This window comes from Aeromicrobium sp. WCS2018Hpa-31 (assembly GCF_031843905.1).
Classification (GTDB): Bacteria; Actinomycetota; Actinomycetes; order Propionibacteriales; family Nocardioidaceae; genus Aeromicrobium.
Map to the genome: position 1 here is coordinate 152,122 of NZ_JAVTJF010000004.1, position 20,356 is coordinate 172,477.

Below are 20,356 nucleotides of genomic sequence, written 5' to 3' on the forward strand. Positions count from 1 at the left end.
GTCGTCGGGCGGCACGGCCGGTGGCACGCTGGCTAGGTGCCCGCACTCCCCCCGCTGCCGCCGGTCGACGACACCGACGCGGTGGTGGCGTGGGTGGCCGAGCACCTCGGCAGCCTGACGCTCGAGGGGCCCGACGGCGTGCGCCCAGGCGGACACCGAGGTGGGCAGACCGCGGCCGACGTCGCCCTCGCCGGCCTCGACGTCGCGGGGTACGCACGCTCGCGCTCGACGGTCCTGCCGGAGTCGCGGCGTGGTGCCAGTCGGATGTCGCCGTACGTCACCCACGGCCTGCTGGACCTGCCGACGATGTGGGACGCCGTGGCAGAGGCACCCGCGGCGGACCGCCGCCGCTACCGCGACGAGCTGCTCTGGCAGGAGTACGCCCGCCACGTCTACGCCCGGCTCGGACCCGCGATGCGCGAGCCACTGCGCCGGGAGCCGCCGCACCCGGACGTCGACCCCGACTGGGACGAGCAAATGGCCTGCATCGACTGGGTGCAGAGCTCGCTGGAGACCGACGGCTGGCTCGTGAACCAGACGCGCATGTGGTTCGCCTCCCACTGGACCGTCCGACACGGACGCGACTGGCGCGACGGCGAGGACCACTTCTACCGGCACCTGCTCGACGGGTCGCGCGCCGCCAATCGGCTCGGCTGGCAGTGGACCGTCGGCGCGGGCACCGGCAAGCCCTACGGCTTCAGCCGTTGGCAGGTCGAGAAGCGAGCCCCCGAGCTGTGTCGGGGGTGCGCCCTCCGCGACGCGTGTCCGATCCAGGGGTGGCCGGACGCCACGCCCGGGCCCGACGTCGAGCACGCTCCCGTCCGCGTCGGGCACGCCGCCGGCGCACCCGGCCCGGGTCCGGACGCACCGGTCCTCGAGGCGACGCCCGAGGCCGTCTGGCTCACGCCCGAGTCGCTCGGCGACGCCGACCCCGCCCTCGTGGCCCACCCCGACCTCCCGGTGGTCTACGTCTTCGACGAGCCGAAGCTGCGCGAGCTGCGCCTGTCCGGCAAGCGGCTCGTGTTCCTCGCCGAGTGCCTGGCCGACCTCGCGTCCCGTCGCGACGTCGAGGTGCGGCTCGGCGACGTCGGCGAGGAGCTGGCCGGCCGACCGCTCGCCGCCACCTTCGCACCGGTGCCGTGGTTCACGAACCGGGCGGCGCACCTCGACCTCGCCGCGGTGCACCCGTGGCGGTGGCTGGAGCGACCGACCTCGCAACGTCTCACCTCGTACAGCGCCTGGCGCAAGGGAGTCCACCGATGACCACCCCACTCGCCGACCTCGGCGCCCACAGCACGGCCCTCGAGGTCGTCGACGGGATCGACCTCACCGGGCGCACCGTCGTCGTGACCGGGGGTGCGTCCGGCATCGGCATCGAGACGGCGCGTGCGCTCGCGTCGGCCGGTGCGTCCGTGACGATCGCGACCCGCGACCTGGAAGCCGCCGAGCGGGCGGCCGCCGACGTCGCCGGCACCACGGGGAACGCGCTGGTGCGCGGTGCGCGCCTCGACCTCACCGACCTCGACTCCGTCGACGCGTTCGTCGCGGCCTGGGAGGGCCCGCTCGACGTGCTCGTGAACAACGCCGGCGTCATGGACACCCCGCACCGCACGACGAAGCACGGCTGGGAGCTCCAGCTCGCGACCAACCACCTCGGCCACTTCGCCCTGACGCTCGGTCTGCACGACGCGCTCGCCGCCGCCGACGCAGCTCGAGTGGTCGTCGTCTCCTCCAGCGGCCACGGGTCCTCCCCCGTCGTGCTCGACGACCTGATGTTCGAGCGGCGCGCCTACGACCCGGGACTCGCCTACGGCCAGTCGAAGACGGCCAACGTGCTCTTCGCCGTCGAGCTGACCCGCCGGTGGGCCGACGCGGGGATCACCGCGGACGCTCTCATGCCCGGCGGCATCTGGACGGGTCTGCAGAAGCACTGGGACCCCTCGCACCTGGAGGACCTCAAGCGGCAGACGGCCGGTTCGGGCGTCGTGAAGACCCCCGAGCAGGGAGCGGCGACGTCGGTGCTGCTCGCCGTCCATCCCGACGTGGTCGGTTCGGGTGGTCGCTACTTCGAGGACTGCCACGAGGCCGAGGTCGTCGACCAGATCGTCGACGGCGTGCACGGCGTCCGGGCCTACGCCCTCGACCCCGACGCGGCCCGCGCCCTCTGGGACCGGTCGGTCGAGCTGCTGGCCGAGGCCGGTCACCCCGTGCGCTGAGCGTCGAAGGGCTCTCGCCGGCTGGGGCGTCGTCGTGGCTGGGGTCTCGACTGCTGCTGCGTCGCTCGGCTGGACCTTCGCTTGCTGCGCGGTTACCTCGGCTGGGGCTTCGCACGCTGCTGAGCTGCTTCGGCTGGGTCCTGCTCATTGCTGCGTCGCTGTGGCTGGGTCTTCGCTTGCTGCTGCGTCGCTGTGGCTGCGAGTCGACCTGCGCTCCGAAAGGGCCTCGACCGGCGGACGGGTCCGGGGTCGGCCGGGCTCTCGGAGCGCGGCCTGGGGTGACGCAAGATTCTGCGTTCGTGCGTGAGGGGTAGAAGGATGCTGCGTTCGCTACGGGATCCCGTCGTGAACGCAGCATCCTTCGGGTTTGTGCGCGCGAAGGCAGAATCGTGCGTCCGCCGGGGGCGTCTCGTGCGGCGGGTGGGCAGGGATTCTCCCTTGACGCGGACCGTTCCACGAGAAGGGAGAATCCCTGCCCGTACGGGGCCCTTTTCGTCGCCTCGATGCTTCCTTCGCGTGGCACGGTCCACGTTAAGGAAGAATCGTGGAGGATCCACGCGCAGAGGGAGAATCGTGGCCGCGCCCCGCAGACCCACCCGAGCCCAGACCCCCTGCTCCGGTCGAGGCCTGTCGGAGACCACACCCACTCGGACTCACAGCGACGCAGCAGCACGTGGAAGGACGGCCGGAGCGTCGCAGCAGCACCTTGAAGCCCGACCGAGCAGCGCAGCAGCGAGCGAAGGGCCGGCCGCGTCAGACCGCTCGAAGATTCCCAGGTCGACCTGGGAATCTGCGACCGCCGTCAGGCGGGGGCGAGGCGGAGCAGCCGGCCGGAGCCCTCGTCCTCCAGGATCCAGATGGAGCCGTCGGGGGCCTGCTCGACGGCGCGGACACGCTCGCCGTCCCAGAGCGTCTCGTCGTCGCCGGCGGTGGTGCCGTCGACGTCGACCCGCACGAGCGCCTCGCCGGAGAGAGCGCCCAGGAACGCGTCGCCCGTCCACTCCGGGAACAGGTCGCCGGTGTAGATCATCAGGCTGCCCGGGGAGATCGACGGCGTCCAGCCGGCCTTCGGCGCCTCGAAGCCGTCGCCGTCGGCGTGGTCGGGGATCTCGCCACCGCCGTAGTCGCTGCCGTTGGACGCCTCGGGCCAGCCGTAGTTGGCGCCCTTCTCGATCACGTTCAGCTCGTCGCCGCCCTCGGGACCCATCTCGCTGGACCAGAGCGTGCCGTCCGGAGCGAACTCCAGGCCCAGCGGGTTGCGGTGCCCGTAGCTCCAGATCTCGGCCGAGGCGCCGCCCTCGTCGGCCAGGGGGTTGCCCTCGGCCGGCTCGCCGTCGAGCGTGAGCCGCACGATCGTGCCCAGCGTGTTCGACGTGTCCTGCGCGGGCGTCTTCTTCTGCCGGTCGCCCGACGACACGAACAGGTGCTCGCCGTCGGGGTCCACGGCGATGCGGTGCGAGAAGTGACCGTTGCCCGAGACCTTGGGCGTCTGGCGCCAGATGACCTCGAGGTCGGCGAGCGACGCCTCGTCGCCGGACGTCTCGAGCGTCGCGCGGCCGACGACGGCGCCACTGCCCCCGGAGCCGGACTCCACCCAGCTGAGGAACACCTGCTGGTCGTCCTCGAACGTCGGGCCGACCACCACGTCGCCCAGACCGCCCTGGCCGGCCACCGCGACGTCGGGAACGCCCTCGACCTCGACGCGGTCGCCGGTCTCGGCGTCGCGCAGGTGCAGGGTGCCGGTGCGCTCGGTCACGAGCAGGTCACCGCTTCCGGGCAGGAACGTCATGGCCCACGGGGCGTCGAAGGAGTCGATCTCCTCCACCTCGAACGGCGGGTTGCCGCTCGCGCTCGACGCCGGCGACGAGCCCGGCGAGGCCTCGGCGTCGTCGGTGCGGTCGGTGTCGCTGGAGCAGCCCGCCACGAGCACGGCCGCCAGTCCCAGTCCGAGAAGCCTCATGCCTCGAGTCTCGCCGACCCCGCCAAGGTCTGCAGGTCTGCCGGACCTCGCAGCGGATGCCGCGTGCGTCCGATGGTGCGACGGTGGAGCCATGACCGCCGAGCAGCAGGACCGTCCCACCGACCGCCACCGTCGACCCGACAGCGTCACCGACGCCACGGTCGAGGCGCTCGGCAAGCTGAGCGAGGCGCTCGAGGCCGTCGAGGAGGCCCGCGGCTCGCTGTACGCGTTCCACCGCCTCTCCGGCCACGCGGACCTTCAGGCCGGCGAGGCAGCCGACATGCTTCGCGACGCCGGCCACACCGAGCTGGCCGACCGGGTCGAGACCGAGCTCATCGGCCGCAACGTCATCGAGGGCCGGTGGACCTTCCAGCTCGTGGAGGAGTACGACGAGGGCTACTACGCCACCTTCCGCGACCTCGAGCGCACCGCCCGCGACGACCTCGCGGAGGGCAAGCCGCACCTCTTCGAGGCCGAGATGAAGGAGGACCGGCGCACGCACGGCCGCCGCCACCACGAGGCGACGCCCGACTGACCAGCGCCGACTGACCAGGCGCGACGCTCAGGCGGCGTCGCGCCGGGCCACGTAGATCGTCGCGGTGGACGTCCCCCGGTCAGCGGGTTGTCGAAGGTGACGACGTGCGCCTCGGCCTGGGCGAACGCCGCGCGCATCACGGCGACGAACTCGGTGTCCGGCGGCTCGTCGGACCAGAGCGCGAAGACCCCGCCCGGCGTGAGCATGCGCGCGGCCGCCTGCTGGCCCTCGACGGTGTAGAAGTCGCCGTGGTCGGTGCGCAGCACGCGGTCGGGCGCGTGGTCGATGTCGACGAGCAGCACGTCGACCGGCCGCTCGAGCCGTTCGGCACGCACGAGGTCGAAGAAGTCGTCCTGCACGAGGCTGGTGCGCGGGTCCGTGGCGAGACCGCGAGTGTCGTCGAACAGCTCGTCACGGTGCCAGGAGATGACGGGAGCCAGCGCGTCCACGACGACCAGCTCGGCGACGCGGTCGTCGCGCAGCGCCTCGAAGGCGGTGTAGCCGAGCCCGAGCCCACCGACCAGGACACGCAGGTCCTCACCGTCGGCGGCGTCGAGGCCCAGGGTCGCGAGCGCCCGCTCGCTGACGGTGAACTGGCTCGACATGAGGTAGTCGTCGCCCAGCTTGACCTCGTGCACGTCGCGCTGGGTGGCGAGGTCGAACCGTCGCCGCAGCACGATGAGGCCCCACGGGGTCTCGGCCCAGTCGAGCTCCTCGAACCTCACCATCGAACCCCTCCTTCGGACGCGTCCCGGCCTGCACCGTAGCGGACGCCGGGCGAGGCGATCGTGCGTCGGCGACCACCCGCACTCACCTCGGTTCTCCCCCACTCACCATGGCGCGCACGCCAGGGTGAGTGGCAGGAAACCCAGGTGAGCTCGCGATTCCCATCAGGTGATGGGAATCGCGAGGCCGGAGCCTCGGTCAGTGCTCGCCGCCGAGGTGGCCGGCGAGGCGGCCGTGCCGCTGCCGGCTCGCCTCGTTGAGGCCCTGGATCTCGACCGTCTTGCCCTTGCTGCGGTACTTGTTCTCGATCGCGTCGAGCGCAGCCACGGTGGAGGCGTCCCAGATGTGGGAGTCGGACAGGTCGATGACGATGTTGTTCGGATCGCCCACGTAGTCGAACTGGTAGACCAGGTCGTTGCTGGAGGCGAAGAAGAGCTCCCCCACCACCTTATACACGCGGGTGTCCTCGTCGGGGTGGGCCACGTCGATCACCTGCGTGAAGTGCGCGACGCGACGGGCGAACATCACCATCGCCACGACCACGCCGACGACGACGCCGATCGCGAGGTTGTGCGTCGCGACCACGACGGCCACGGTCGCGACCATCACGGTGGTCTCGCTCTTCGGCATCCGGCGCAGCGTCCCCGGCTGGATGCTGTGCCAGTCGAACGTGGACACGGCGACGATGATCATGACGGCCACGAGCGCGGCCATCGGGATGATGGCGACCAGGTCGCCCGCGCCGACGACGAGGGCCAGCAGGAAGACACCCGCCAGGAAGGTCGAGATGCGGGTCCGCGCCCCCGAGGCCTTCACGTTGATCATCGTCTGGCCGATCATGGCGCAGCCGCCCATGCCGCCGAAGAAGCCGGTGACGACGTTGGCCGCGCCCTGGCCCCAGGCCTCGCGCGACTTGTTCGAGTGCGTGTCGGTGATGTCGTCGACCAGCTTGGCCGTCATGAGCGACTCCATGAGGCCGACGAGTGCCACGGCGAGCGCGTAGGGCGCGATGATCTGCAGCGTCTCGAGGTTCAGCGGCACGTTCGGGAAGAACAGCGACGGCAGGCTCTCGGGCAGGTCGCCCTCGTCGCCGACGTCGGGCAGGGTCAGGCTCGCCGCCACCGTGACGCCGGTCAGGACGACGATCGCGACCAGCGGCGCCGGGACCACGCTGGTGATCCGGGGCAGCAGCACCATGATCGCCAGGCCCGCCACGATCATCGGGTAGACGATCCAGGGCACGTCGACCATGTAGGGCACCTGCGCCAGGAAGATGAGGATCGCGAGCGCGTTGACGAACCCGACCATGACCGAGCGAGGGATGAAGCGCATCAGCCGGGCCACGCCGGCGACCGCGAGCAGCACCTGGATGATGCCGGCCAGGATGACCGTGGCGATCAGGTAGTCGAGCCCGTGGTCGCGCATGACCGGTGCGATGACGAGAGCGACCGCACCCGTGGCCGCGGAGATCATGGCGGGTCGCCCGCCGAGGAACGCGATGGAGACGGCCATCGTGAACGAGGCGAACAGCCCTACCCGCGGGTCGACGCCGGCGATGATCGAGAACGAGATCGCCTCGGGGATGAGGGCCAGCGCGACGACGAGGCCGGCCAGGACCTCGGTGCGCAGCAGCTTCGGCGACGACAGCGCACCACGGACGGTGTGTCGTGCGTCGACCTCAGGGGGACGGACAGCGTCGAGCGCCACGGTGGGCTCCGTTCACGAGCAGGCTCGGACGAGCCGAGCGGAGGAAGAGGACTGGGGAGCGCACGAGGCGCGACGGGGGCCGCTGAGCGGGTGCTGCGGGTGTGCTGCCGCACCGCTCGGCCGGGTACGTGACCCGGCGCTCAGGGCGTTCTCGGCCAACCCTACCGCAACGGAAGAGTTGGTCGGGACCCCCGTCGGTGCGACGTGGCGCGACCCGCAGGACGGCGCTGCCGGTCCGTGCACACTGCCGCGCCGTTAGAGTCGGGTCGATGCCCTCCCCCACTTCCCTGCTCGCCGAGGCGGCGCGCCGCCGGACCTTCGCGGTGATCTCGCACCCCGACGCCGGCAAGTCGACGCTCACCGAGGCCCTGGCCCTGCATGCCCGGGTGATCTCGGAGGCCGGCGCCACGCACGGCAAGGCCGGGCGCAGGGCCACCGTCTCGGACTGGATGGAGATGGAGAAGGCCCGCGGCATCTCGATCTCCTCGACGGCGCTGCAGTTCGAGCACGAGGGTCACGTCATCAACCTGGTCGACACCCCGGGTCACGCCGACTTCTCCGAGGACACCTACCGCGTGCTCTCGGCCGTCGACTTCGCGGTGATGCTGCTGGACGGCGCCAAGGGCCTGGAGCCCCAGACGCTCAAGCTGTTCGACGTCTGCCACCGCAGCGGCATCCCCGTCATCACCGTCATCAACAAGTGGGACCGACCGGGACTCGACCCCCTGGAGCTGCTCGACCAGATCCAGCAGCGGATCGACATCCGACCCACGCCGATCACCTGGCCGATCGGCATCGCCGGCGACTTCCGCGGCGTGCTCGACCGCCGGCACGGCCACGCCGTCGAGTACGAGCGCACCTCCGGCGGCGCCACCCGCGCGGGCGAGACGGTCCACGCACCCGAGCGCGCCGACGAGGTCTTCGGCGACCTGTGGCAGGAGGCCGTCAGCGGCGTCGAGCTCCTGAGCGCGGACGGCGCCGACCACGACCCCGAGTCCTTCCTGGCCGGTCGCACCACGCCCGTGCTGTTCGCAGCGGCGGCCCTCAACTTCGGCATCACCCAGCTTCTCGAGGTCATGCTCGAGCTGGCGCCCGCGCCTCGTGCGCGCCTGGACGCGAAGGGCGACCCGCGCCCTGTCGACTCCCCCTTCAGCGCCTTCGTGTTCAAGATCCAGGCGGGCATGAACACCGCCCACCGCGACCACGTGGCCTTCGCGCGGATCTGCTCGGGCGTGTTCGAGCGCGGCGAGGTCGTCACCCACGCCCAGAGCGGGCGGCCGTTCGCCACCAAGTACGCGCAGAACCTGTTCGGACGCGACCGCGAGACGACCGACCTCGCCTACCCCGGCGACGTGATCGGGCTGGTCAACGCCTCCCAGCTCGCCATCGGCGACACCCTGCACCTCGGTCCGACCGTCGTGTACCCGCCGATCCCCAAGTTCGCGCCCGAGCACTTCGCGACCATCACGGCGCGCGACACCTCGCGCTTCAAGCAGTTCCGCCGCGGCATCGAGCAGCTCGACCGTGAGGGCGTCGTGCAGGTGCTCCGCTCCGACTTCCGCGGCGACCAGGCCCCGGTCCTGGCGGCCGTCGGCCCCATGCAGTTCGAGGTCGTGACCGACCGCCTGGCCCGCGAGTTCAACGCCGAGACCAGGCTCGAGCCCCTCCCCTACACCGTCGCCCGGCGCATCGAGCCGGCCGACCGCGAGACCCTCGCCGGCACCAACGGCGTGGAGACGTTCGAACGCAGCGACGGCGCTGCCCTGGCGGTCTTCTCCGACCGCTGGCGGCTGCAGTTCGTCGCCCGCAACCACCCAGACATCACCTTCGAGTCGCTCTCAGCCGACGTCGACGACCGCACTCCCACCTCCTGAGGAACCCCATGGCCAACAACAACGGCAACCGCACCAACAACCGCAACCGCAACGGAAACGGGAACAACAACAAGAACAACCGCTCCGCCACGAAGCCGAGGCGCCAGGCACCGTCCCGCCTGCCGAAGGGCGGCCTGCGGGTCATGCCGCTCGGCGGCCTCGGCGAGGTCGGCCGCAACATGACGGCCTTCGAGCACGAAGGCAAGATCCTGCTCGTCGACTGCGGCCTGCTGTTCCCCGAGGAGCACCAGCCGGGCATCGACGTGATCCTGCCGGACTTCTCGGCCATCCGTGAGCGCCTCGACGACGTGGTGGGCCTCGTGCTCACCCACGGCCACGAGGACCACATCGGCGCCACGCCGTACCTGCTGCGCGAGCGGGGCGACATCCCGGTGATCGGCAGCAAGCTCACCCTCGCGTTCGTGAGCGCCAAGTTCCGCGAGCACACCGTCGACCCGCCCCTGGAGACCGTGGCAGCCGGCGACGTGATGAAGCTCGGCCCGTTCGAGCTGGAGTTCATCGCCGTCAACCACTCCATCCCCGACGGCCTCGCCGTAGCCATCCGCACGTCCGCCGGCCTCGTGCTGCACACCGGCGACTTCAAGATGGACCAGTTCCCGCTCGACGACCGCATCACCGACCTGCGCGCGTTCGCGCGGCTCGGCGAGGAGGGTGTCGACCTGTTCCTGACCGACTCGACCAACGCCGAGGTGCCGGGCTTCACGACCTCCGAGCGCGAGCTGCAGCCGGCCATCGAGACCGTGTTCCGCACGGCCCCGCGCCGCATCATCGTCTCCAGCTTCGCCAGCCACGTGCACCGCATCCAGCAGGTGCTCGACGCCGCGCACGCCAGCCGGCGCAAGGTCGTGTTCGTCGGCCGGTCGATGGTGCGCAACATGGCCCTCGCCCAGGAGCTCGGCTACCTCAAGGTCCCCAAGGGGCTGCTGGTGGACCTCAAGGCCGCGAACAACCTCGCCCCCAACCAGGTCGTGCTCGTGTGCACCGGCTCCCAGGGCGAGCCCATGGCCGCGCTGGCCCGCATGGCCGACGGCACCCACCAGATCGACGTCGGCGAGGGCGACACCGTGCTGCTGGCCAGCTCGCTCATCCCCGGCAACGAGAACGCGGTCTTCCGGCTCATCAACGGCCTCGCGTTCCGTGGCGCCAACGTGGTGCACTCCGGCAACGCGAAGGTCCACGTGTCGGGCCACGCCAGCGCCGGCGAGCTCGCGTACTGCTACAACATCGTGCGACCCAAGCACGTGCTGCCGGTCCACGGCGAGTGGCGTCACCTGCACGCCAACGGCGCCATCGCCGAGCGCACCGGCATCCCCCACTCCTCGGTTCTGCTGTGCACCGACGGCGACGTCGTCGACCTCGTCGACGGCCACGCCCGGGTCAGCGGACACCTGCCGAACGAGCACGTGTACGTCGAGAACATGGTGGTCGGTCGCACGACCGAGCACACGCTCGAAGAGCGGCGCACCCTCGCCAACGAGGGCATGCTCACGATCATCGCGATCGTCGACGTCGAGCGTGGCACGTTCGCCGAGCCGCCGGAGTACGTGATGCACGGCCTCATGGAGGACCTGCGCGACTTCGAGCCGCTCACCCAGCAGCTGGCGTCGGGCCTGAAGAAGGCGAACGGGAAGACGCCGGCCGACGCCGAGGAGTCCATCGAGCGCACCGCGGCCTCGTGGATGCGTCGCACCTACCGACGCGAGCCGATCATCCACGCCATCGTCGTCGAGGAATGACCGACGGCGAGGCCACGGAGGGATGAGCGCCGTGCAGATGCAGATCGGCGAGATCGCCGAGCGCGTCGGCCTGAGCCTGCGCACCATCCGCTTCTACGAGGAGGCCGGGCTCGTCATCCCCGACGCGCGCAGCACCGGCGGCTTCCGGCTGTACTCCGAGGCCGCCGTGGCCCGGCTCGAGCTCATCAAGAAGATGAAGCCGCTGGGCTTCTCGGTCGAGGAGATCGGCGAGGTGCTCGGCATCCTCGACCTGCTCCAGGAACCGGCTGCCACGACCGAGCAGACGCAGCCTGCCCTCGACCGGCTCGACGAGGTCCGGGCGACGGTGGTCGAGCGGCTCGAGGAGCTGGAGTCCAAGACCGAGGCCGCCCGCGGCTTCGCGCGGGACCTCGCCGAGATCGCGCAGAAGAGCCGCCCGTCCGAGTGATCGGACGGGCGGCTCGGCTGCTGGTCGTGACCGGAGGTCAGGACCGGACGTGCTCGCTCACGGGTGCTCGACGTCGCCCCGCCAGGCGCCGGTCTCCTGGCCGCCCCGGGACTCGATGAACTTCTTGAAGTTGCGCAGGTCGCCCTGCGTGCGGCGCTCGAGGATGCCGGCCTTGTCGGCCACCTGCTCCACGAAGCCCTCGGGGTCGACGTCCATCTGCACCGTCACACGGGTGCTGGTGTCGCCGAGGCGGTGGAACGTCACGACGCCCGCGTGCTCGGGTCCGTCGTCGGAGCGCCAGGCGACCCGCTCGTCGGGGTGCTGCTCGGTGACGGTCGCGTCGAACTCCCGCGTGACGGGCCCGACCTTGATCACCCAGTGCAGGTGCGTGTCGTCCCGCTGGTCGATCCGCTCGACGCCCTCCATGAACTGAGGGAAGTCCTCGAACTGCGTCCACTGGTCGTAGGCGGTGGTGACGTCCACGTCGACGTCGATGGTCTCGGTGATGGTGCTCATGGATGTCCTTTCGCAGACTGCCCATGACCTACCCGTTCTCGGGGACCGCGAAACCCCCACCGCCCGACGACCGTCAGGTCAGCAGGCTCACGCCGCCGGGTCCGACGAGCAGCGCCACGACGATCAGCACCGCGCCCCAGAGGATGTCACCGCGCACGATGCGCAGCACGCCGATGATGCCGATGACCACGGCGGCGATCCACAAGATGGTGTCCCACATGATGGTGCTCCTTCCCGGTCGGTCCGCGTTGGACCGATCGTTCCCGTCAACGTAGGACCGGGCGGCCTGGCACGCATCCGGAGCGATCTTCCGGGAATGAAAGGATGGGACGGTGCGTGCCATGGTCCTCGACGCGGTCAGAGCGGTTCCCGACGTGCGGGACGTCCCGCGGCCCGTCGCGCCCGACGGCGGGGTCGTCGTCGAGGTCCGGGCCACCGGGCTGTGCCGCAGCGACTGGCACGCCTGGGCCGGGCACGAGGACCTCGCGTTCCCCCACGTCCCGGGGCACGAGTTCGCCGGTGTCGTGAGCGAGGTCGGGACCGGCGTGGTCGGCTGGGCGGTCGGCGACCGCGTCACCACGCCCTTCGTGTGCGGGTGCGGCCGCTGCGACTGGTGCCGAGCAGGCGATGCGCAGGTGTGCCCCGACCAGCAGCAGCCCGGCTTCACGCACTGGGGGTCGTTCGCCCAGCACGTCGCCCTGCACGCGGCCGACACGAACCTCGTCGCCGTGCCCGACGGCGTCGAGTTCGCGACCGCCGCCGCCCTGGGCTGCCGGTTCGCGACCGCCTACCGGGCCCTCGTCGCCCGGGCGCGCCTGCGCGAGGGCGAGTGGGTCACGGTGGTCGGTGCCGGCGGCGTCGGGCTGAGCGCCGTCATGGTCGCGCACGCCCTGGGTGCGCGCGTCGTGGCCGTCGACCGCAACCCCGAGGCCCTGGCCGTCGCCGCCCGTCTGGGCGCCGAGCACACCGTGACGGCCGACGACCACGTGCCCGCGCTGGTCGCCGACCTGACCGGCGGCGGGTCCCACGTCGCCATGGACGCGGTGGGGAGCGAGCAGACGAGTGCGACGTCGCTGCTGAGCCTGCGCCGTCGGGGCCGGATGGTGCAGGTCGGTCTGCTGCCCGGAGTCGCGGGACATCCGCGCGTCCCGCTGGAGCGGGCCATCGCCTGGGAGCTCGACGTCCTCGGCAGCCACGGCATGGCCGCCGTCGACTATCCGCCGATGATGGAGCTGGTGGCGAGTGGACGACTGCGCCCCGACCTGCTGGTGGAGCGCACCATCGGCCTTCAGGCTGCGGCCGCCCTGCTGCCCACCTTCGACCAGGCGGCCGTGGCCGGGATGACGATGATCGACCCCTGGCTGCACGAGTGACCTGATCGGCTCGCGTCGTCCGACGTCACGGTGAGCCGTGCTCGGCCCACCAGCGAGAGGTCGCTGCCTCGGCCTCGGCGTCGTGAATGCGCTGGAAGTTCCGGCCGCCGCGAGCGAACGTGGCGAGCACCCCAGCCGGCACCTCAGGCAGAGGCACGGGCGCGTCGGTCCATCGACAGGCACGGACGTGCTGGAGGTCGGCCTCCCATCCCAGCGCACTCGCGTCGAAGTGCCACTCCCCCTCGATCCGGCCGAGCCACAGCTCCGCGTCGGCGTCGCGGGTCCACACGAAGTCGCCGACGGGCAGGGCGGCGAAGCGCTCCAGACGGGCCGCGACGCGTTCGCCGTGCTCGCGCTCGACCCGGCGGACCGCCTCGTCCAGGTCCGAGGCAGGGGCGTCGAGTCGACCGCCCACGCCGACGACACCACGCCGCAGCGCGTACTCGACGGCTGCGGCGTGGTCGACGGCGTCGTCGCGCGAGCGCAGCGGCGTCCGGTGGACGGCGGTCAGCGAGGGCTCCGGACCGGAGGGGCCGGGGTCAGGAAAGCACCGTCGACGCGTCGACGGTGCCGTCGTTCTCCTCGATGGCGTCCGCGAGGGCGGTGACCTGGGCGTCGTCGAGGGAGAGGTCGGCCTCGTCGAGCCCCTTGCGGAGCTCCTTCTCGACCGTGCCCTCGGGGGCGCCGTCCTGGTACGCGCCCACGCGGTTCACCACGAACTGGACGGCTTCGAGCTTGTCTGCACTCAGATCAGTCATGGCCACGACGCTACGCACCGGCCGACGATCCGCAATCCGACCTCAGAGCGCCCCGACCTCGGAGCGCCCCTACCTCAGAGCGCACCGACGTCGGGCACGCCGTCGCCGAAGTACCGGTACAGCTGCTCGTCGCGGTAGCGCGCGGACCACGTGTCAATGTGGCGGCGACCCCGTTCAGTCCTGCCCAGCACGCGGTACCGCACGGCGTTGCCGACCAGGGCGTTGACCGTGGCCCACGGCAGGCGCAGCGGCAGCCCGAGCTCGCGCATGCTCGCGGTGCCGAGGAACGGGCGGAGCATGCTGAGCAGCCGTCGGGGTGCGTACCAGCGATGGAACCGGGCGAACCGGCGGTAGTGCAGGTGCGGCTGCGCATCGACGATGCTCTGCGTCAGCCTGCGCCCGGCGTCGGTGATGTCGTCCTGGCTCAGCAGCACGTGGTAGTTGAAGTGGTGCTGCTCGCGCTCGGTGTCGAACAGCCACGCCTCGTCCACGCCCAGCAGCCAGCCGATGTAGCACCACAGGTGCATCACCGCTCGAGACTCGTCCTTGGAGACCGGCACGCCGAGCGCGCGCACGCCCAGCAGCAGCGCTCCCGAGAACAGCCCGAGCGTCGCGGCCTGGTCGGTCTGGTTGATCGGGGCGCCCCAGTGCCCGGTGTCCCAGCGGTCCCCCTCGGAGAAGCGCTGGTTCACGATCGCGTGCATGAGCCGGACGTGCACGGTGAGTCGCCAGCCGAGCGCTCCGGGGCGCATGGCGCCGGGCTGGGAGACGGCGATCGTCCAGTGCTGGGTCTCGGCCAGCCGCCGCACCGTCGTCTCGCCCGTCAGGCCACCGGTCGCGACGAGCAGGTCGGTGGGTCCGCCGAAGCGGTAGCCACCGATCAGCGACAGCTGCAGCAGCACGTCGCCCGCGTTGCGGCCGAACGTCCGGTAGACCCGCGCACCCTCCTCCAACAAGTCCCAGTCGACCCAGTCCGGCGTCGTGGAGACGAGGTCGAGGAGGTCGCGGAGCACCGGTGGCGCTCCCTCCAGGTCCCCCTCGAGCGCGCGACGCAGCTGGTCGTGGGTCACGCGGTCCGCGCCCTTCGCACGGAACGCCGCGGCCAGCCGCGCTCCGGGGTCGTCGATGCGCAGGTAGCCCTCCCCGATGGACCGCAGGAGCGACTCGTCGACCTGACGCACCCGACCGAACACCCGCAGGGGGCGACCCATGCGAGCACCTCGCGCCTGGGCGGCCCGGTGCCGGGTGGGCACGGGTGCGCTGTCGGCGGGCGCGGGACGGGCAGGAACGGTGCCGGTCGGAGCTGAGGTCATGCACTGGAACGTGACACGAGCAATTGCTCGCATACAATTCGCGTATGAGCCGACCACCCGAGACGCTGCGCAAGGCGCCCCGCCAGGACCGATCGCGCCGGATGGTCGAGCGGATCCTCGAGGCTGCCAGGCTGGTCCTCGTCGAGGAGGGGTACGAGCGCGCGACCACCAATCGCATCGCCTCGCGTGCCGAGGTCAGCCCAGGCTCTCTCTACCAGTACTTCCCCGACAAGCAGGCGATCCTGGTGGCGGTCATCGACCGGTACTCCGCCGAGATCGGCGAGGAGCTCACCGCCGTGCTCGCCGACCGGCTCGACCTGCCGCCCGACCAGCTCGTCCGAGCGGCGTACGAGGGACTGCTCGACGTGCTGGAAGAACACCGCGAGTACCTGCGCCTGGTCACCCAGGAGCTGCCCCTCTCCCGCGTCGCCGGCCACGTCGGGCATGTCGAGCGTCGCGTCGCCGACCTCGTCGGGGCGTACCTGACGGTCTCCCGCACGCCCACGCCGCTGCCGACGTCGGCCTCGGCGTGGCTGCTCGTGCGCATGGTCGAGCACCTCAGCGTCGACTACGTGCTCCAGCGACCCGACATCGCCCGCGACATGTTCGTCGAGGAGCTGGTGCACCTCACGGCAGCCCACCTCGCCCCCCGGCCGGCCACCTCGGCGCCCGAGGTGGCGGAGCGCGCCGGCGCGCGGTCCGACGGCACGGGACCCACCGCCCGGACCTGACGACCCGCCGACGTGAGCAATGCCTCACCCCCCGGGCGAGACAGGTGCGGACCCGGCCTGTTGGATGGGGCGAGCACACGTCGCCCAGCCCGGAAAGTTCGCATGAGCCGCATCTCCCGCAGGACCTTCGTCGCCGCCCCCACCGACCTCGTGTGGGAGCTCGCCCAGGACTTCGCCCGTTGGCACCCCCGCCTCAGCATCTACTCCGGAGGCCCGGAGGCTGACGCCGACCTGGTCGTCACGGTGCTGAGCCAGGACGACGAGACCCGCACGCTGTCGTACTCGATGCCTGAGCCGCCGTTCCCGATCTCCGAGCACCGCGCGACGATCGAGGTCCAGGATGGCGCCGGCACCACGTGCTACGTCGAGTGGTCCGCGGAGTTCGAGTCCGACCCGGGCATCATCCACCTGCTGGAGGACCAGCTCGGCGACGACGTGTTCCGCCTCGCCCTCGACAAGCTGGCCACCGCCGCCCAGGACCAGCACGCCGCCAACGTCCTGGCCTGAGAGTCGCCCGAGCGCCTGCCTCAGGCCCGGACCAGACCCAGCACCTCGCGGGCCTGGTCCGTCAGTGCGCCGCCGGCGGCGCCGCGCGGGACCTCGGTGAGGAACCCCCTGCGCCGCGCCTCGGCGACGCGGTTCGTCCAGGTGCCGGCGCTGCCGCCCAGCGCCTCGGCCATCCGCTTCGACGGCGCACGCTCCCCGCGCTCGACGATCCGCGTGTACTCCAGCGCCACGGCTGCGAGCGCGAGGTCGTCGCGCCCGAGCCGTCCCGATCGCTCCTGCAGCAACGTCTGCACGGTGGTGAGCGGCTCGGCGTCCTGGCCGGCGCTGCGGGTGGCCAGGCGTCGCGCCTCGGCCACGAGAGCGCCGAGCGGGAGCTCTCGCACGTCGTTGCCGGCGAACGACCGGTCCCCGGTCCCCCGCCGCACCACGAGCTCGCGCACCGACCACTGCCGATGACTGCCCTCGCGGTGCAGGCGCAGCCCGACCGACCACTCATCGGCCACCCGCAGCGCGACGAGGCGCTCACCATCGGCCGTCACGCCCACGGCGTGCTCGCGCGTCACGTCGTCGAGCAGCGTGCCGAGATCGTTCATGCGCAGCACCGCCTGACTGATGGTGGTAGTTCCTTCACGGTACCACCGGACCCTGAGCCCACGCTCCCTTCGAGTGGGTGGGCGGTCAGCTCCGCCAGTCGCGGAAGCCCAGCACGATGAGACGCATCTCGCGGCGGGCCTTGCGCTTGATCTCCTCCTCGAGGTCGGTGCGACCGTCGGGCGTCTGCACCACCTGCTCGGCGCGGTAGACCATGTTGCGGACGAAGAGCCCCGAGGCGAGCTTGACGTCCTCGGCCGACCACGTCTCGATGTGCGGGAGCCGCGCCAGCACCACGGCGAGCTCGGAGATGAACAGCTCGAGCTCGCGCTGGATGGCCTGCCGCACGGCGTCGGACCCACTGGCGCGCTCCCGGGCGACGAAGCCGAAGTGGGCCTTGTTCTGCTTGACCACCCGCACCAGGATCTCGGCCGACGCGTCGATGATGTCGGCGAAGGTCTCGGGGTCGCGCTGCGCGTCGCGGATCATCGCCCGCAGGGTCCCGAACGACTGCTCCACGAGCGCGAGCCCGAGCTCGTCCATCGACGCGAAGTGCCGGTAGAAGGCCGTCGGGACCACGCCGGCCTGGCGGGCGACCTGGCGCAGGCTGATCTGGGCGAAGCCCTGGTCCCGGCTCAGCTCGAGGGCCGCCGCGAGGATCGCGTCGCGCGTGCGCTCCTTCTGCGCCTGGCGCGTCGTCTCCGCACGGGGCGACGCGGCTCGTCCTGCTTCCGCCACGCCTGGAGTCTAGGCCGTTCCGTCGTCGTCGCCTCGGTGAACGCGTGTGTCGCCGTGTGCGAGGTCACCGACACGCCCTCTTGCCCTGCGGTGGTTCACACCCGCACACTTTGAGTGTACGCTTGTACACCGAACGACTTCGACTGGAGAGGAACCGCATGGGACTCGTCCGCGCCGCCCTTGCCTCGCGCACCGTGGCCTCCCTGACCTCGCCCAAGTCCCTCGACCACTACCTCGATCAGGTCCACCCGCTGTGGACCGTCGAGGCCGTGCGGGCCCGGGTGGTCGAGGTGCGACGCGAGACCGGCGACGCCAGCACCGTGGTGCTGCGCCCCAACGGTGCCTGGAAGGGCTTCGTGCCCGGCCAGCACGTGCAGTTCGGCATCGAGGTCGACGGCACCCGCAAGGTCCGGGTGTTCTCCGTCTCCAGCTCCCAGGCCGCGTCCGACGGCACCTTCAGCGTCTCGGTGAAGGCCCACCCCGACGGCTACGTCTCCCAGTTCCTTCACCGCGAGCTCCGGCCCCGCACCGTCGTCTACCTGTCGCAGGCCGAGGGCGAGTTCGTGCTCCCAGCGCAGGTGCCCGACGACCTCCTGCTGCTGAGCGGCGGGTCCGGCATCACCCCGGTCATGTCAATGGCGCGGACGCTGCGCGACCGCGGGCACCGCGGCCGGGTCACCTTCCTGCACTACGCACGCTCGCGCGACGACGAGATGTTCACCCCCGAGCTCGACCGCCTGACCGCCGAGCTCCCCGGAGCCACCGTGGTCCGCGTCTACACGCGCGAGCCCGAGGTCGGGGCCGAGCTCGAGGGCCGCTTCATGCTCGACCACCTGCGCCGGCTCGGCGTCGACCCCACGGTCGCCACCACCTTCTGCTGTGGGCCCGCCGGCCTGATCGCGACCGTCCGCGACACCTACGACGAGCTCGGCGCACGCGACCTGCTGCGCACCGAGTACTTCAAGGTCCCCTCCGTCGACCTCGACGCGGCCGACGCCACGGGCACCCTCAGCTTCGACGACGCCGGCACCAGCACCGACAACAGCGGCAGCACCATCCTCGAGCAGGCCGAGGCTGCCGGCCTCACGCCCGCCTTCGGCTGCCGCATGGGCGTCTGCAACACCTGCGCGGTCAAGAAGCTCAGCGGCGCCGTCCGCCACGTCGTCAGCGGCGAGGTCAGCGCCAACACCGACGAGACCATCAAGGTCTGCGTCAACGTCCCTGTCGGCGACGTCAGCGTCGCACTCTAAGGAAAGGGAGTCCCCATGTCTCGCAAGCGCACCCCGATCGCACCGTTCAGCGCCTCGGAGCACAACGCCGCACCGGAGCCGCTCGTCGGCGCCGACGCCTCCAAGCGGTCCACCATCGGCCTCGAGTACATGAGCTACGAGGAGCTGGAGGGCTTCGGCGAGGAGCTGGACGCCATCCGCCAGCGCACCCTCGACTCGCTCGGCCAGGCCGACGCCGACTACATCCGCCGGGTCATCCGCATCCAGCAGACGTTCGAGGTCCTCGGCCGCATCGGCATCTTCACGCCGTTCTTCTGGCCCACCTTCGTGGCCGGCATCGTGTTCCTCGGCCTCTCCAAGATCCTCGAGAACATGGAGATCGGCCACAACGTCATGCACGGCCAGTACGACTGGATGAACGACCCGCTGGTCGACGGCAAGCGCTACGAGTGGGACAACGTGGCACCGGCCGAGGACTGGAAGCACGGCCACAACTACATCCACCACACGTACACGAACATCCACGGCATGGACCGCGACATCGGCTACGGCCTGCTGCGGATCGACGACGACCAGCCCTGGTACCCGAACCACCGCTTCAACCTGCCGCTCGCCTTCGCGCTGATGCTCTTCTTCGAGTGGGGCGTGATGTACCACGGCCTCGAGCTCGACGAGTACCTCGGCGGCAAGATGACGAAGAAGGAGTTCCGCGACCGCAAGAGCCGCGCCGCCCGCAAGGCTCGCCGCCAGGTGCTCAAGGACTACGTGACCTACCCGGTCCTGGCCGTCGCGCTCGTGCCCTTCGTCGGCTGGTGGGCCCCGCTCGCCGTCCTGGGCGCGAACTTCGCGGCCAACCTGATCCGCAACATCTGGACCTTCCTCATCATCTTCTGCGGCCACTTCCCCGCCGAGGTGCAGACCTTCGCCGAGGAGGACGCGCAGAACGAGACCCGCGGCCAGTGGTACCTGCGCCAGCTGCTGGGCTCGGCCAACATCAGCGGCAGCCGCGCCTTCCACGTGATGAGCGGCAACCTGAGCCACCAGATCGAGCACCACCTGTTCCCCGACATCCCGGCGCGCCGGTACCCCGAGGTCGCCCGCGAGATCCGCGCGATCTGCGAGAAGCACGGCCTGCAGTACAACAGCGGCCGGTTCAGCAAGCAGCTCGCCAGCGTCGCTCGACAGCTCGCCGGCTTCTCGCGCAAGCCCGACGACCCCTACAAGCAGGGCAAGAGCCCGGAGTCCAAGGCACTGCGTCGCGCCAAGCGCGAGGCCGCGCAGCAGCGCGAGTCCGAGCACGCGGCGGCCTGAACGAGCCCCAGGTCCGCCACCCAGACGACGCCCCGGCACCCCCGGGGCGTCGTCGTGCGGCATCCCGGCGGTACGCCACAATGGAGG

Annotated in this window: 20 protein-coding genes; 11 read left to right on the forward strand and 9 right to left on the reverse strand. The window is 71.2% G+C overall.

Annotated elements, in window-relative coordinates:
• The first annotated feature begins 36 nt into the window (after nucleotides 1-36).
• Both RQG84_RS06350 and RQG84_RS06355 read left to right on the forward strand, forming a co-directional pair.
• The gene (locus RQG84_RS06350) at nucleotides 37-1,263 is read left to right on the forward strand and encodes an FAD-binding domain-containing protein (protein ID WP_311209329.1); all 1,227 of its coding nucleotides are present in this window, start codon (nucleotides 37-39) and stop codon (nucleotides 1,261-1,263) included.
• On the forward strand, nucleotides 1,260-2,216 hold the full coding sequence (locus RQG84_RS06355; protein WP_311209330.1) for an SDR family NAD(P)-dependent oxidoreductase: 957 nt from the start codon (nucleotides 1,260-1,262) through the stop codon (nucleotides 2,214-2,216). Before RQG84_RS06350 ends, RQG84_RS06355 begins: the two co-directional genes overlap by 4 nt.
• An 802-nt stretch (nucleotides 2,217-3,018) precedes the next feature.
• Here the strand turns inward: RQG84_RS06355 and RQG84_RS06360 are convergent.
• Nucleotides 3,019-4,176 carry a PQQ-dependent sugar dehydrogenase gene (locus RQG84_RS06360; protein ID WP_311209331.1) on the reverse strand — a complete coding sequence of 386 codons (1,158 nt, stop codon included), beginning with the start codon at nucleotides 4,174-4,176 and terminating at the stop codon, nucleotides 3,019-3,021.
• Between the two features lie 91 nt (nucleotides 4,177-4,267).
• On the opposite strand from RQG84_RS06360, the gene RQG84_RS06365 reads away from it, so the two are divergent.
• Nucleotides 4,268-4,711 carry a hypothetical protein gene (locus RQG84_RS06365; RefSeq protein WP_311209332.1) on the forward strand — a complete coding sequence of 148 codons (444 nt, stop codon included), beginning with the start codon at nucleotides 4,268-4,270 and terminating at the stop codon, nucleotides 4,709-4,711.
• Between the two features lie 924 nt (nucleotides 4,712-5,635).
• Here RQG84_RS06365 and RQG84_RS06370 read toward each other — a convergent pair.
• Nucleotides 5,636-7,084, reverse strand: coding sequence for a SulP family inorganic anion transporter (locus tag RQG84_RS06370; RefSeq protein ID WP_396135256.1), 1,449 nt, complete (start codon nucleotides 7,082-7,084; stop codon nucleotides 5,636-5,638).
• Nucleotides 7,085-7,413: 329 nt separating this feature from the next.
• Between RQG84_RS06370 and RQG84_RS06375 the strand changes: the two genes are divergently transcribed.
• The 3 genes from RQG84_RS06375 to RQG84_RS06385 all read left to right on the forward strand — a co-directional run bounded on the left by RQG84_RS06375 (nucleotide 7,414) and on the right by RQG84_RS06385 (nucleotide 11,202).
• Entirely contained in the window at nucleotides 7,414-9,018 is a 1,605-nt protein-coding gene (locus tag RQG84_RS06375) for a peptide chain release factor 3 (RefSeq protein ID WP_311209334.1), read from the forward strand.
• Between the two features lie 143 nt (nucleotides 9,019-9,161).
• Nucleotides 9,162-10,775: a ribonuclease J gene (locus RQG84_RS06380; RefSeq protein ID WP_311209468.1), complete on the forward strand. Its 1,614-nt coding sequence runs from the start codon at nucleotides 9,162-9,164 to the stop codon at nucleotides 10,773-10,775.
• Nucleotides 10,776-10,797: 22 nt separating this feature from the next.
• Entirely contained in the window at nucleotides 10,798-11,202 is a 405-nt protein-coding gene (locus tag RQG84_RS06385) for a MerR family transcriptional regulator (RefSeq protein ID WP_311209335.1), read from the forward strand.
• Nucleotides 11,203-11,259: 57 nt separating this feature from the next.
• On the opposite strand, the gene RQG84_RS06390 is transcribed toward RQG84_RS06385, so the two are convergent.
• Together RQG84_RS06390 and RQG84_RS06395 are read right to left on the reverse strand one after the other, a co-directional pair.
• Nucleotides 11,260-11,718, reverse strand: a complete 459-nt coding sequence (locus tag RQG84_RS06390; RefSeq protein ID WP_311209336.1) for an SRPBCC family protein — start codon at nucleotides 11,716-11,718, stop codon at nucleotides 11,260-11,262.
• A 73-nt stretch (nucleotides 11,719-11,791) separates the two neighbouring features.
• On the reverse strand, nucleotides 11,792-11,938 hold the full coding sequence (locus tag RQG84_RS06395) for a GPGG-motif small membrane protein (protein ID WP_164468781.1): 147 nt from the start codon (nucleotides 11,936-11,938) through the stop codon (nucleotides 11,792-11,794).
• A 121-nt stretch (nucleotides 11,939-12,059) separates the two neighbouring features.
• On the opposite strand from RQG84_RS06395, the gene RQG84_RS06400 reads away from it, so the two are divergent.
• Complete coding sequence (locus tag RQG84_RS06400) at nucleotides 12,060-13,091, forward strand: zinc-binding dehydrogenase (RefSeq protein WP_311209469.1); 1,032 nt, start codon at nucleotides 12,060-12,062, stop codon at nucleotides 13,089-13,091.
• Between the two features lie 25 nt (nucleotides 13,092-13,116).
• Here the strand turns inward: RQG84_RS06400 and RQG84_RS06405 are convergent, their stop codons facing one another.
• From RQG84_RS06405 to RQG84_RS06415, 3 genes are all read right to left on the reverse strand, one after another.
• Nucleotides 13,117-13,506, reverse strand: a complete 390-nt coding sequence (locus tag RQG84_RS06405; protein ID WP_311209337.1) for a GAF domain-containing protein — start codon at nucleotides 13,504-13,506, stop codon at nucleotides 13,117-13,119.
• Nucleotides 13,507-13,630: 124 nt separating this feature from the next.
• The gene (locus RQG84_RS06410) at nucleotides 13,631-13,849 is read right to left on the reverse strand and encodes a hypothetical protein (RefSeq protein ID WP_311209338.1); all 219 of its coding nucleotides are present in this window, start codon (nucleotides 13,847-13,849) and stop codon (nucleotides 13,631-13,633) included.
• A gap of 74 nt (nucleotides 13,850-13,923) precedes the next feature.
• Entirely contained in the window at nucleotides 13,924-15,162 is a 1,239-nt protein-coding gene (locus RQG84_RS06415; protein WP_311209339.1) for an oxygenase MpaB family protein, read from the reverse strand.
• Nucleotides 15,163-15,206: 44 nt separating this feature from the next.
• Between RQG84_RS06415 and RQG84_RS06420 the strand changes: the two genes are divergently transcribed.
• Together RQG84_RS06420 and RQG84_RS06425 are read left to right on the forward strand one after the other, a co-directional pair.
• Complete coding sequence (locus tag RQG84_RS06420; RefSeq protein WP_311209340.1) at nucleotides 15,207-15,893, forward strand: TetR/AcrR family transcriptional regulator; 687 nt, start codon at nucleotides 15,207-15,209, stop codon at nucleotides 15,891-15,893.
• Between the two features lie 102 nt (nucleotides 15,894-15,995).
• Nucleotides 15,996-16,400, forward strand: coding sequence for an SRPBCC family protein (locus RQG84_RS06425; RefSeq protein WP_311209341.1), 405 nt, complete (start codon nucleotides 15,996-15,998; stop codon nucleotides 16,398-16,400).
• A 20-nt stretch (nucleotides 16,401-16,420) separates the two neighbouring features.
• Here RQG84_RS06425 and RQG84_RS06430 read toward each other — a convergent pair whose 3' ends face one another.
• Both RQG84_RS06430 and RQG84_RS06435 read right to left on the reverse strand, forming a co-directional pair.
• Nucleotides 16,421-16,993 carry a hypothetical protein gene (locus RQG84_RS06430; protein WP_311209342.1) on the reverse strand — a complete coding sequence of 191 codons (573 nt, stop codon included), beginning with the start codon at nucleotides 16,991-16,993 and terminating at the stop codon, nucleotides 16,421-16,423.
• A gap of 85 nt (nucleotides 16,994-17,078) precedes the next feature.
• Entirely contained in the window at nucleotides 17,079-17,729 is a 651-nt protein-coding gene (locus RQG84_RS06435; protein ID WP_055965577.1) for a TetR family transcriptional regulator, read from the reverse strand.
• A 158-nt stretch (nucleotides 17,730-17,887) separates the two neighbouring features.
• Here RQG84_RS06435 and RQG84_RS06440 point away from each other — a divergent pair, with 158 nt between their 5' ends.
• Nucleotides 17,888-18,979, forward strand: coding sequence for a ferredoxin reductase (locus RQG84_RS06440; protein WP_311209343.1), 1,092 nt, complete (start codon nucleotides 17,888-17,890; stop codon nucleotides 18,977-18,979).
• A gap of 15 nt (nucleotides 18,980-18,994) precedes the next feature.
• On the forward strand, nucleotides 18,995-20,269 hold the full coding sequence (locus tag RQG84_RS06445; RefSeq protein WP_257727468.1) for an acyl-CoA desaturase: 1,275 nt from the start codon (nucleotides 18,995-18,997) through the stop codon (nucleotides 20,267-20,269).
• Nucleotides 20,270-20,356 lie beyond the last annotated feature (87 nt).

Coding starts and splice junctions, on each gene's coding strand:
- RQG84_RS06355 (WP_311209330.1), top strand. CDS start 1,260: ATGACCACCCCACTCGCCGACCTCGGCGCCCACAGCACGGCCCTCGAG.
- RQG84_RS06360 (WP_311209331.1), bottom strand. CDS start 4,176: ATGAGGCTTCTCGGACTGGGACTGGCGGCCGTGCTCGTGGCGGGCTGC.
- RQG84_RS06365 (WP_311209332.1), top strand. CDS start 4,268: ATGACCGCCGAGCAGCAGGACCGTCCCACCGACCGCCACCGTCGACCC.
- RQG84_RS06375 (WP_311209334.1), top strand. CDS start 7,414: ATGCCCTCCCCCACTTCCCTGCTCGCCGAGGCGGCGCGCCGCCGGACC.
- RQG84_RS06380 (WP_311209468.1), top strand. CDS start 9,162: ATGCCGCTCGGCGGCCTCGGCGAGGTCGGCCGCAACATGACGGCCTTC.
- RQG84_RS06385 (WP_311209335.1), top strand. CDS start 10,798: ATGAGCGCCGTGCAGATGCAGATCGGCGAGATCGCCGAGCGCGTCGGC.
- RQG84_RS06390 (WP_311209336.1), bottom strand. CDS start 11,718: ATGAGCACCATCACCGAGACCATCGACGTCGACGTGGACGTCACCACC.
- RQG84_RS06395 (WP_164468781.1), bottom strand. CDS start 11,938: ATGTGGGACACCATCTTGTGGATCGCCGCCGTGGTCATCGGCATCATC.
- RQG84_RS06400 (WP_311209469.1), top strand. CDS start 12,060: ATGGTCCTCGACGCGGTCAGAGCGGTTCCCGACGTGCGGGACGTCCCG.
- RQG84_RS06410 (WP_311209338.1), bottom strand. CDS start 13,849: ATGACTGATCTGAGTGCAGACAAGCTCGAAGCCGTCCAGTTCGTGGTG.
- RQG84_RS06415 (WP_311209339.1), bottom strand. CDS start 15,162: ATGACCTCAGCTCCGACCGGCACCGTTCCTGCCCGTCCCGCGCCCGCC.
- RQG84_RS06420 (WP_311209340.1), top strand. CDS start 15,207: ATGAGCCGACCACCCGAGACGCTGCGCAAGGCGCCCCGCCAGGACCGA.
- RQG84_RS06425 (WP_311209341.1), top strand. CDS start 15,996: ATGAGCCGCATCTCCCGCAGGACCTTCGTCGCCGCCCCCACCGACCTC.
- RQG84_RS06430 (WP_311209342.1), bottom strand. CDS start 16,993: ATGAACGATCTCGGCACGCTGCTCGACGACGTGACGCGCGAGCACGCC.
- RQG84_RS06440 (WP_311209343.1), top strand. CDS start 17,888: ATGGGACTCGTCCGCGCCGCCCTTGCCTCGCGCACCGTGGCCTCCCTG.
- RQG84_RS06445 (WP_257727468.1), top strand. CDS start 18,995: ATGTCTCGCAAGCGCACCCCGATCGCACCGTTCAGCGCCTCGGAGCAC.